Here is a 10,223-nt window from a genome sequence, read left to right as displayed (position 1 = left end):
GGGGAGGGAGGGGCGCGAGCATCCCTCCCCGTAGGGGAGGGTGGCCCCTGGAGCGCAGCGACAGGGGTCGGGTGGGGCCCGAGGGTCGAAGCGCAATCACCACCCGTGCCCCACCCGGCCTTTCTCGCTCCGCTCGAAAGTCCACCCTCCCCTACGGGGAGGGATGGGCGCGGATTTACGCTGCGAACAGGCGGCTCGCCTCGCTCGGCAGGCGGGCTAGCGGATCGACGGGGACGTAGCGGCCGGCGAAGCCGGCGCGGGGGCGGCCGCGGCGGCGCACCACAGCCCGCTCGAAGGCGGCGAAATAGTCGAGGCGCCCGCTCGCGCCGTAGATCGGGTGGATCTCGAGGGCGCACAGATACACCGCACCGCCGCGATGATAATTCGCGAGGCATTCGGCGATCGGCTCGCGGCGGCGCAGCGCGCGGGTGATCGCCATCGTGGCGAGGCGGTTCGTCTCAGGCCCCTGCAGGAAGCGCGGCGAGCGCCCGATCGCCTCCTCCGCCCGATAGCCCGACAGGGCCTCGAAGGCCGCGTTGGCGTGGACGATGATCGGGCCGGGGCGCGCGTGGTCGGGCTCCGTGAGGAGGAGCGCGGTGGTCGGGCTGTCGGCGACGAGGGCCTGGAGATCGGCGATGTTCATAACATGGATTAAACATGAACCGATTGAATGACGCGTTACCGAAATCTTACCCCCGAGCCCCGTGGCTCCGCGGCGTTCGTTAACGAGAATTAAGACTTCGCCTCGGTGAGCTCCGCGAGGATGCCGAGATCGACGTTGCCGCCGCACAGGAGCACGCCCACCCGCTCCCCCGGCCGCGGCCGGTAGGCGCCCGACAGGAGCGCGGCGAGCGCGGCCGCGCCGCCGGCTTCGGTCGCGATCCGGAAGTCGCGCCAGAGCGTGCGCTGCGCGGCGACGATGGCATCGTCGCCGACGAGGACGACCTGGTCGACGCAGGCCGCCGCGATCTCGTGGACGAGCCGCCCGGCGCTGCGTGCGCCGAGGCTGTCGGCGGCGATCGAGTGGACCTCGACGTCGACCGGTCGCCCGGCCTCGAGCGCCGCGTGCAGCGCGCAGGAGCCGGCGGGCTCGACGCCGACCACCTTCGTGCGCCCCGAAAGCCACGTCGCCATGCCGGCGATCAGCCCGCCGCCGCCGACCGCGACGAGCACCGTGTCGAGCGGGCCCGCATCCTCCTCCCATTCGAGCGCGACGGTGCCCTGCCCCGCGATCGTCGCCTCGGCATCGTAGGCGTGGACCGAGAGCGCGCCCGAGGCCGCGATGTGAATCGAGCAGGCGAGCAGCGCGTCCGCATAGCGCGGGCCGCCGATCACGATCTGCGCGCCGAAGCGACGGATCGCATCGACCTTTGCGGGCGAGGCGATCTCCGGGACGAAGATGCGCGCCGCGTGCCCGAGCCGCATCGCCGCGTAGGCCACCGCCGCGCCGTGATTGCCGCCCGACGCCGCCGCGACGCCCGCCTCGGGCACCGCCTCCGACAGGAGCGTGTTGAAGGCGCCCCGCGCCTTGAACGAGCCCGCGTGCTGGAACAGCTCGAGCTTGAGGCTGACCTCGCCGTCGTGGCCGAAACCGCGCGGCAGCGACCAGGCCGGCGTGCGGCGCACGTGCGGCGCGATGCGCGCGAACGCCGCGCGCACGTCGTCGGGGGTGACTGGGAGGGGCGGCTTGCCGCTGTCGCTCATCGGGGCTCCTCCCGGACGTCGAATGAAGGCACACTTCTAGCGCTCCGTCGGCGCCCGCGCCATGGTGCTCACGCCCAGATGGCGATGGGAAGGCCGAACGCGTCGCGCCCCGGCGGATCGGGATAGGGGCGCGCCTGCCCGCGCGCGAGCCGCGCGGCGGTGGCGAGGCAGGCGAGCGCGTCGACGACGTCGTCTTCCCCCGCACCGCGCGGAGGCGGCCGCGAGACGACCGCCTCGGGCAGCCCCTCCGCGACGAGGAGCGCGCGGCGCAGGGCGAGGCCGGGCGGATGGGGCCTGCCGCGCACCTTCTTCGGCTCGGACAGAGCCGCTCCGCTCATGCGCCGGAAGGCGACCTCGGGATGGACCTCGAACACGCGCGCGACGAGGGCGGGGCGCGCCCGCAGGATCGCGTCGATCTCGCGCACCTTCGGGAAGAGCATGAAGCCCTGGCGCGAGACCTTGCGCGGGGGATCGGACGCGGCGAGCGCTGCGGCGCAGGCGCTCGCGTAATCGGGCGCCTCCACCGCGGCGCGGGCGGGCATCGAGAACACGCTCGATTGCCGCGCCCCGAGCAGCGGACGCACCGCCTGCTCCGCCACGCGTCCCGGCCCCGCGATCGTCTCGGGGAGGCCGATCGGCATGTCGATCGCGAGAACGTCCGGCGCCTCGGGGCCGTCGAGAAGCGCGGCGAGATCGGAGACGATCGCGATCCGCGTCTCCTCGAGCGCGCGCAACGGCGCGACCGCCACCACCCACCGCCCCCGGCATCCGTCCGCCCCCGCGACGAGCATGCGTGTCGTCCCTCCAAGCCCGCGCTATCCTACGCTCCACTCCCGTGGACGGGAGAGTGAATCCGTCGCCTTACGGAGCCGTTGCAAGAGCGCGCCACGCGCCATAAATTGCATCTATGTCGGAATTCGACTTGGATTGGTGCTTCGGGAGGGCCGAGGAGACCTTGCGCTCCGCGATTGCGTTGCGGCGCGCCAATCGCGATCACGTGAACCTCTATTTCCTCTCGGGCCTCGCCGTCGAGCACGCGCTTTGGGCGATCCGAACGAAGCGTGCCGGCCTTCGGCGGCCGGATTACGAGGCACTTCGTCCGACGCACCATCTCGGCCGGCTCGCTCGGCACGGGGGGCTGGAGGAGGAGCTCGCGCAGACGATGCGGCGCTCGCACGCATTCAGCGCTCATTGGCGTGCGGTCGTCACATGGGTCAGCAATGCGCGTTATGCTAAAGTGGGCGCGCGCGAGGCGCTCGATCTCCACAATGCCGTCAGTGACGCACGAACGGGTGTGATGCCATGGCTCAGAACGATCTATCACGGCAGATGATCGTCGCGGGAGAACAGCTCGCCGACAAGCTCGACACGCTCGGCCTCGCTCCGGAGCTCGTCGCTTGGCTCTACGATCCGGATCTCGAGGAGTGGCGTCTTCTGATCGCGACGCTCGCCGTCGACACGATCGGGCGTACCAAGCTCTATTCCGGTCTCCTCGACCTGTTCGACGCCGGTGCCTTCGGCGACGCGCTGACGGTGGACGACGTCCAGTTCGTCGCGTCGTGGGAGCGCAGCTACGAGCGACTTCGCGCCTTCGCCGAGCCGAGCGCGACGGCCGATGCGCATGTCTATCGCTGCGCTCCGACGCCGGACCCGTCGCGAGCCGAAAGGCGTGGGCGCATCTTCGTCAAGCGCGCGCGCCAGGCTGCGCGCCGCGCGGCATGACCCCCCAACCCCCTCCCGTCCGGGAGCGGGGTTCTCCCAAACCCTCCCCCGCTCATTTCGCCCTTCCCCTCGGGCGCGATCCCGTCTAAGAACGACGTTCACGAAACGTTCGGTTCGGGGCCATGACGGGTCGCAACCTCACGGCCGTCGTGCTCTGGATGGCCGGCGCGCTGATCTCCTTCTCGGCCATCGCGGTCGCGATCCGCGAGCTCGCGGGCGTGCTGAACGTGTTCGAGATGCTGGCCTTCCGCAACGCGGTCGGGCTCGTGCTGCTCGCCGGGATGGTCGTCGCGCGGCCGGGGCGTATCGGCGAGCTGCGCACCGCGCGCCTCGGCCGCCACGCGCAGCGCAACCTCGTCCATTTCGCCGGGCAATATGCCTGGGCGGTCGGCGTGACGCTCCTGCCGCTCGCGGTCGTCTTCGCCGTCGAGTTCACGGCGCCCGCGCTCACCGCGCTCTTCGCCGTGCTCCTGCTCGGCGAGCGGATGACGCGCACCCGCGGGCTCGCGATCCTGCTCGGCTTCGTCGGCATCCTCGTGATCGTGCGGCCGGGCACCGGAGAGCTCGGCTGGCCCGTCGCGATCGTGCTGTTCTCCGCGCTCGCCTTCGCGCTCACCGCGATCGCGACGAAGAGCCTCACGCGCACGGAGACGACCTTCGCCATCCTGGTGTACATGAACGCGATGCAGCTGCCGATGAACCTTCTGGGCGCGCAGGCGGACGTGCTCGCGCGGCTCGCCGAGGCGCCCGTCCTGCCGCTCCTCGCCATCGGGATCGGCGGCTTCACCGCGCATTGGTGCCTCACCAACGCCTATCGGAACGGGGACGCGATCATGGTGGTGCCGCTCGATTTCCTGCGCATCCCGCTCATCGCCTTCGTCGGCCTCGCGCTCTATGCCGAGCCGCTCGACCCCTTCGTGTTCCTCGGCGCGGGCATCGTGGTGGCGGGCATCCTGATCAATCTGCGCGCGGAGCGGGCGGCGATCCGCGCGGGCGCGGCGAAGGAGGGCTGAGGGCATGGAATGGTCCGCCCAACAGGACGCGGCGCTCATGTCCGTGCGCGCCTGGCTGAAGGAGGGGAGCCCGCAGGTCTTCCGCCTGTTCGGCTTCGCCGGCACCGGCAAGACGACGCTCGCCCGACAGATCGCGGAAGACGTCGACGGAGACGTCTCCTTCGGCGCCTTCACCGGCAAGGCGGCGTCCGTCCTGCGCGCCAAGGGCTGCCCGGACGCCTCCACCATCCACGCGATGATCTACCGATCGCGCGAGGGCGACGAGGAGGGGCCCTCCTTCACGCTCAACAAGAACGGGCCTGCGGCCAAGGCCGATCTCATCGTGATCGACGAATGCTCGATGGTCGACGAGGAACTCGGCCGCGACCTCCTCTCCTTCGGCAAGCCCGTGCTCGTGCTCGGCGACCCCGCCCAGCTGCCGCCGGTGAAGGGTGGGGGCTTCTTCACCGAGGCCGAGCCCGACGTCATGCTCACCGAGGTCCATCGCCAGGCGGCGGACAACCCGATCGTGCGGCTCTCCATGCAGATCCGCGAGGGCGGCCGGCTCGATTACGGGACCTACGGCGAGAGCCGGGTGATCCGCAGGGCGGAGATCGATCCGCAGACCGTCATGAGCGCCGACCAGGTGCTGGTCGGCCTCAACAAGACGCGGCGGCTCTACAACAACCGCATCCGCGAGCTGAAGGGATTTCGCGATCCCTATCCGGCGGCGGGCGAGAAGCTCGTCTGCCTGCGCAACGACAAGACCAAGGGCCTCCTCAACGGCGGTCTCTGGACGATCGAGGAGGCCAAGCACTGGCCCGGCCGCGAGCGCGTGGTGATGCGCGTCGCCTCCGAGGAGAACCAGCGCCTCAAGGCCAAGGTCGAGGTGCCGACCGCCTTCTTCGAGGGAACCGAGGAGGCGCTGCCCTATGCGCTGCGGCGCGAGGCGGACGAATTCACCTACGGCTACGCGCTCACCGTCCACAAGGCGCAAGGCTCGCAATGGGACGCGGTGGTGCTGTTCGACGAGAGCTACGCCTTCCGCGAGCACCGCGACCGCTGGCTCTACACGGGCCTCACCCGCGCGGCCGAGCGGATCGTGGTGGTGCGCTGACGCCGCGCCGACCGGGAGCCGTCGCCGGCTCCCGGAGCGGCGCGAGCGAGAGCCTCATTTCGGCTGCATGCGCAGCGCCCCGTCGAGGCGGATCGTCTCGCCGTTGAGCATGTCGTTGTCGACGATCGCGGCGACGAGCTTGGCGTATTCGTCCGGCCGACCGAGGCGCGAGGGGAAGGGCACGCCGGCTTCCAGCGCCTTGCGGAACTCCTCCGGCACCGAGGCGAACATCGGCGTCTCGAACAGGCCCGGCAGGATCGTCACGACGCGGATGCCGTAGCCCGACAGGTCGCGCGCGACGGGAAGCGTCAGCCCCATCACCCCGCCCTTCGAGGCGGCGTAGGCGGCCTGGCCGATCTGGCCGTCCGTCGCGGCGACGGAGGCCGTGCACACCACGACGCCCCGCCCGCCGTCCGGCGTCACCGGCTCGAGCGCGGCCATGGCGGCGGCGGATTTGGCGATCATGTGGAAGGTGCCGACGAGGTTCACCTGCACGACCTTGGCGAAGGTGGCGAGGTCGTGGGCGACGAGCTCGCCGGTGTCGCGCTTCTTCGAGACCGTGCGCTTGCCCGGCGCGATGCCCGCGCAATTGACGAGGAGCCGCTCGATGCCGTTCGCCTCCCGCGCGCGGGCGAGCCCGGCGTCGACGGAGGCCTCGTCGGTGACGTCGACCGCGCAGAAGACGCAGCCGAGTTCCGCCGCCAGCGCCTCGCCGCGCTGCGCGTCGCGGTCGAACAAGGCGACCTTCACGCCGCGCGAGGCGAGAAGCCGCGCCGTCGCCTCGCCGAGGCCGGATGCGCCGCCGGTCACGATCGCGGCGGAGAGTTTGGCAAAGTCCATGGGCGTATTCCTCCTGTCAGGCGTGGAGGATTACGCGAGGCGGCCGCATGGCGGCAAGGGGGAGGAAAGCCCGGCCCTCCGCCCGGACGCGACGAGGCCCGGGAGGGATGCCCCCGGGCCTCGCGTTGTCGAGCGGATCGAGCCGCGCGATCAGAACTTGAAGTTCACGCCCGCGCGAACGGTCGAGAACTCGGCGCCGGCCCGGGTGGTCACGCCCGGAAGGCGGAAGGTCTTGTTCTGCAGGTCGGTGTAGAGATACTCGACGCGGGTCGTCAGGTTGTCGGTGAAGGCGTACTCGACGCCCGCGCCGAGCGCCCAGCCGTGATGGATGTTCGAATCCGAGCCCACGCCCGGCACCGCCACCTTGGCGCGGCCATAGGCGTAGCCGCCGGTGCCGTAGACGAGGGCGCGGTCGAGCGCGAAGCCGAAGCGGGCGCGCACCGTGCCGAAATAGTCGACCTGCGCGCGGGCGTTCGCCCCCACGACGCCCGCACCGGCGACCGTCGGCCGCGCGCGGAAGTCGACGCCCTGGATGTCGGTCTCGAGGCCGACCACGAACTGGTCGAGCTGGACGTTGTAGCCGAGCTGAGCGCCGCCGACGAACCCGTCCGCGTCGCGGAACAGGTTGCCGCCCGTGCCGGTGAACTTGCCCCAGCTGTAGCCCGCATTCGCGCCGACATAGAAGCCGGTCCAGGTGAAGGCGGGGAGGGTGGGCGCGAAGACCGGGGAGGCCGGGGCGGTGCGGGACGGAAGGTCGGCGGCGAAGGCCGTCGCGGTCATCGCCACGATCGCGACGGAGGAGAGGAGGAAACGGCTCATAACGGACCTCGTGTCTGGGATGGCGGCGAGATAGCGCAGGCTCGACCGTCGGGGAAGAGTGTAGTGGATGGTTTCGCGTCGATGAACGGGGTTCGTTGCATTTGTGCAACTCATGTTGAACAAATGCTTACGTCTCGGCGACAGCGAGGCTACTTCGTGGCAAAAAGTCGGCAGGCCGCGAAAGCGCCGAAAAACGGATCTTATACTTAAAAGATCGTTAATTCGCCCCTGCCGGCGGCTGGCCGGCACGCGTTGACAGGCGCCGCGGGCGTCGGCAACAAAGGGGGATGCCCACGCTCCACGTCTGCTCGCTGTCGCGCCTGGAAGAGACCGTCGCCGCCACGGGCGCCTCGCACGTCGTCACCCTCGTCAGCGTCGGCACGCCCGTCGCGCGCCCGGTCGCGATCCTCGAGGACCGGCATCTGACGCTGTACATGAGCGACATCGTCGAGCCGATGGACGGCCACGTGCTGCCCGCCCGCGAGCATGTCGAGCGCCTCCTCGCCTTCGTGCACGCCTGGGAGCGGGAGGCGCCGATGGTGATCCATTGCTGGGCGGGCATCAGTCGCTCGACGGCGAGCGCCTTCGTGGCGGCCTGCGCGCTCGCGCCTGAGGCCGACGAGGCCGCGCTCGCGGCACGCCTGCGCGCCGCCTCGCCGATGGCGACGCCAAACCGCCGCATCGTCGCCGTCGCCGACGAGATCCTGGGGCGCAACGGGCGCATGGTCGCGGCGATCGACGCCATCGGCCGCGGCGCCGACGCCTTCGAGGGCGCGCCCTTCACGCTCTCCCTCGGCTGAACCCGCCGTCGCGCCGCGGATCGACGCGGGTCAGCGCAGCCCGTCCTTGCCCTCGATCTCCGCGACCGTGAGGCCGCCGATGCGCGGGAGCGGGCGGCCGGAATCCGTCACGGCGATGGCGACGAGGATCTCGCCCGCGCGCGGGGCATCGGCGAGGCGCACCTCCATCGCGTCGAAATGGGAGCGGACATAGGCCGCGTCCTTGTGGCCGAGGGGCACGTCGAGCGGCTGGCCCGGCCCGCCCGCCTTCTTGGCGGAGGGAACGAGCGCCGCGCCCTTCTCCACCGCGGCTCGCAGGGGCTTGCCCATGCGCGGGTGGAGGATCGCCGCCGCGTGCTCGAGCTCGCCCCCCTCGCCGACCATCGCCGCCTTGCCGTAGCTCTCCACCATCGCGGGCGCGATCCCGAGCGCCGCGACCGCGCGGCGGCCGAGGAGGTCGCCCAATTCCTCGCCGATCGCGATCAACGGCTCGAGATCCTCGACGAAGCGCCCGGCGAAGGGATTGGCGATGACGGCGAGCGCCGCCGCCTTGCGGGTCGCCGGCGCGATCGCGCGGCCCATCTCGCGATGCGTCTCCTCGACGAGGACGACGATCTTGCGGATCTGCGCGGCCATGCTCACCTCCCCTCGCGCGCGACGACGAGGGGCGCGCCGTGCGCGGGCGGCGTCGAGCGCGAGCGCCCGGCGCGGACATGACCCTCGATCACCACCATCCCGATGCCCGGAATGTCGCCCAACGACGTCGCCTCGAGGAGGTCGCGACCCGACGAATGCTGCGGCCGGTCGAGGAAGACGAGATCGGCGCTGCGCCCCGGCTCGATCAGGCCGACGTCGTCGAGCCGGCGCTTTCGCGCGACGTTGCCCGTCGCGAGGCAGACGGCTTCCTCCGTCGGCAGCCCGCCGAGGCTCGCGACGAGGGTGATCATGCGCAGCATGCCGTTCGGCTGCACGCCGGACCCCGCCGGCGCGTCCGTGCCGATCAGGAGATCCGCGAGCCGGCCCTCCGCGCGCATCGCCTCGAGACAGACGAGCGCCGAGCGCTCGTTGCCGTTGTGGACGATCTCGATCGCCCCGCGCGCCTGCGCGCAAAGGGCGCGCACGTCCTCGTGCGCGATCGAGGTCGGCCCGCCATTGATGTGGCTCACCACGTCGGGCTGCGCCGCGAGCACGTCCTCGCGCGCCACGAAATGCGAGCCCGCGATCGAGGGGCCGCCCGTGTGCATGATGCTCTCGAGCCCGAGCTCGCGGCACCAGCCCGTCACCCGGGCGGCATCCGCCCCCTTCGCCACGGTGCCGAGCCCGATCTCGCCGATGTGGCGGATGCCCGCCTCCGCGAGCTTCTCGTAGACCTCGCGGCCGAAATCGAGCTCGGGCACCGGCGCGCCCGCGATCACCCGCGCGCCCGCGGGGCGAAAGTTGCGAAAGCACCGTTGCGCCGTGATCGCGAGCGCGACGACGCCCACCGCGTCCTTGGGCCGGCCCGGCAGATGCACCTCGCCGGCCGAGACGAGGGTGGTGACGCCCCCGTTGACCCCCATCTCGATCCAGCCGAGCTGGTTCTGGCGCGGCGTCCAGTCGCCGAAGACGGGGTGGCAATGGGAATCGATCAGACCCGGGCACACGGCCGAGCCCTTGGCGTCGATCACGAGGTCCGCATCGTCGGCGTCGAGATCGGCGAGCCGCCCGATCTGCGCGATGCGTCCGTCGATCGCGACGATCGCGTCGGCGTCGAGGATCGGCCGGGCGAGGTCGCCCGACAGGAGGAGCCCGATGCCGCGCACCACGAGCTTGCCCGTCATCGGGCCCGTCGCCACCTCGGCCGCCATCGCCGCCTCCTCCGCGAGATCGTACGTACGCCAACGATCATGCGCGGGGGCGCGGCGGCGCGCAAGCCGCCGCGGCCGGCGAACGGCTCATTGCCTGGGCGGGCGGCGGACGGGGTTCGGCGGGAGCGGCTCGAGCCGCGAGAGGAGGGCGAGGCTCTCGTCGACGAGCGCGCGCTCGTGCGGATCGACGATCAGCGCACGCGCGCTCTCGAGGGCGGTCACGGCGAGACCGACGGCCGCGCGCGCCGCCCGCTGCCGCTCCTGCGCCGCCAAGGCCGACGCCGTCTCCACCGCCTCGAATTCGAATTCCGACATGGCAGCCCCGCTGTCGCCATCGGGACGCGGCCCCGCCGGCCCGCCCGCGCCCGTCCAATCGATTGAATCGTCGCAATAGAGCGCAAAC

General features: G+C 71.5%; 13 protein-coding genes. 5 read left to right on the top strand and 8 right to left on the bottom strand.

Translation table 11 applies throughout. The annotated features are described in order from the left end of the window. Window positions 1-175: 175 nt before the first annotated feature. From ACK4UM_RS15830 to ACK4UM_RS15820, 3 genes are all read right to left on the bottom strand, one after another. On the bottom strand, window positions 176-643 hold the full coding sequence (locus tag ACK4UM_RS15830; protein WP_409800899.1) for a PAS domain-containing protein: 468 nt from the start codon (window positions 641-643) through the stop codon (window positions 176-178). A gap of 89 nt (window positions 644-732) precedes the next feature. Then, window positions 733-1,704, bottom strand: coding sequence for a threonine/serine dehydratase (locus ACK4UM_RS15825; RefSeq protein WP_409800897.1), 972 nt, complete (start codon window positions 1,702-1,704; stop codon window positions 733-735). A 68-nt stretch (window positions 1,705-1,772) separates the two neighbouring features. After that, entirely contained in the window at window positions 1,773-2,495 is a 723-nt protein-coding gene (locus ACK4UM_RS15820; protein ID WP_409800895.1) for a DUF429 domain-containing protein, read from the bottom strand. 116 nt (window positions 2,496-2,611) lie between these two features. On the opposite strand from ACK4UM_RS15820, the gene ACK4UM_RS15815 reads away from it, so the two are divergent. The 4 genes from ACK4UM_RS15815 to ACK4UM_RS15800 all read left to right on the top strand — a co-directional run bounded on the left by ACK4UM_RS15815 (window position 2,612) and on the right by ACK4UM_RS15800 (window position 5,535). Further along, window positions 2,612-3,037 (top strand): hypothetical protein, encoded by a 426-nt coding sequence (locus ACK4UM_RS15815; RefSeq protein WP_409800893.1) that lies wholly within the window; start codon window positions 2,612-2,614, stop codon window positions 3,035-3,037. Continuing rightward, complete coding sequence (locus ACK4UM_RS15810) at window positions 3,007-3,426, top strand: hypothetical protein (protein ID WP_409800891.1); 420 nt, start codon at window positions 3,007-3,009, stop codon at window positions 3,424-3,426. Before ACK4UM_RS15815 ends, ACK4UM_RS15810 begins: the two co-directional genes overlap by 31 nt. Before the next feature lie 122 nt (window positions 3,427-3,548). Continuing rightward, a complete protein-coding gene (locus tag ACK4UM_RS15805; RefSeq protein WP_409800890.1) occupies window positions 3,549-4,439 on the top strand; it encodes a DMT family transporter in 891 nt (296 codons plus the stop codon). Window positions 4,440-4,443: 4 nt separating this feature from the next. Beyond that, entirely contained in the window at window positions 4,444-5,535 is a 1,092-nt protein-coding gene (locus ACK4UM_RS15800; protein WP_409800888.1) for an ATP-dependent RecD-like DNA helicase, read from the top strand. 54 nt (window positions 5,536-5,589) lie between these two features. Here the strand turns inward: ACK4UM_RS15800 and ACK4UM_RS15795 are convergent, their stop codons facing one another. Together ACK4UM_RS15795 and ACK4UM_RS15790 are read right to left on the bottom strand one after the other, a co-directional pair. After that, window positions 5,590-6,375, bottom strand: coding sequence for an SDR family NAD(P)-dependent oxidoreductase (locus ACK4UM_RS15795; protein WP_409800886.1), 786 nt, complete (start codon window positions 6,373-6,375; stop codon window positions 5,590-5,592). A gap of 150 nt (window positions 6,376-6,525) precedes the next feature. Continuing rightward, window positions 6,526-7,194, bottom strand: coding sequence for an outer membrane protein (locus ACK4UM_RS15790; protein ID WP_409800885.1), 669 nt, complete (start codon window positions 7,192-7,194; stop codon window positions 6,526-6,528). 287 nt (window positions 7,195-7,481) lie between these two features. Here ACK4UM_RS15790 and ACK4UM_RS15785 point away from each other — a divergent pair, with 287 nt between their 5' ends. Then, window positions 7,482-7,994 (top strand): tyrosine phosphatase family protein, encoded by a 513-nt coding sequence (locus tag ACK4UM_RS15785; RefSeq protein ID WP_409800883.1) that lies wholly within the window; start codon window positions 7,482-7,484, stop codon window positions 7,992-7,994. 30 nt (window positions 7,995-8,024) lie between these two features. Here ACK4UM_RS15785 and ACK4UM_RS15780 read toward each other — a convergent pair whose 3' ends face one another. The 3 genes from ACK4UM_RS15780 to ACK4UM_RS15770 form a co-directional block, all read right to left on the bottom strand. Beyond that, window positions 8,025-8,609: an amino acid synthesis family protein gene (locus tag ACK4UM_RS15780; protein ID WP_409800881.1), complete on the bottom strand. Its 585-nt coding sequence runs from the start codon at window positions 8,607-8,609 to the stop codon at window positions 8,025-8,027. 2 nt (window positions 8,610-8,611) lie between these two features. Further along, complete coding sequence (locus tag ACK4UM_RS15775) at window positions 8,612-9,820, bottom strand: amidohydrolase family protein (RefSeq protein ID WP_409800879.1); 1,209 nt, start codon at window positions 9,818-9,820, stop codon at window positions 8,612-8,614. Window positions 9,821-9,907: 87 nt separating this feature from the next. Further along, window positions 9,908-10,135 (bottom strand): hypothetical protein, encoded by a 228-nt coding sequence (locus ACK4UM_RS15770; RefSeq protein ID WP_409800878.1) that lies wholly within the window; start codon window positions 10,133-10,135, stop codon window positions 9,908-9,910. Window positions 10,136-10,223 lie beyond the last annotated feature (88 nt).

Origin of the sequence: Salinarimonas sp., from assembly GCF_046292825.1 — a bacterium.
In the GTDB taxonomy this organism is placed as follows: Bacteria; Pseudomonadota; Alphaproteobacteria; order Rhizobiales; family Beijerinckiaceae; genus Salinarimonas.
This window is presented reverse-complemented; position numbering and strand designations above follow the sequence as displayed.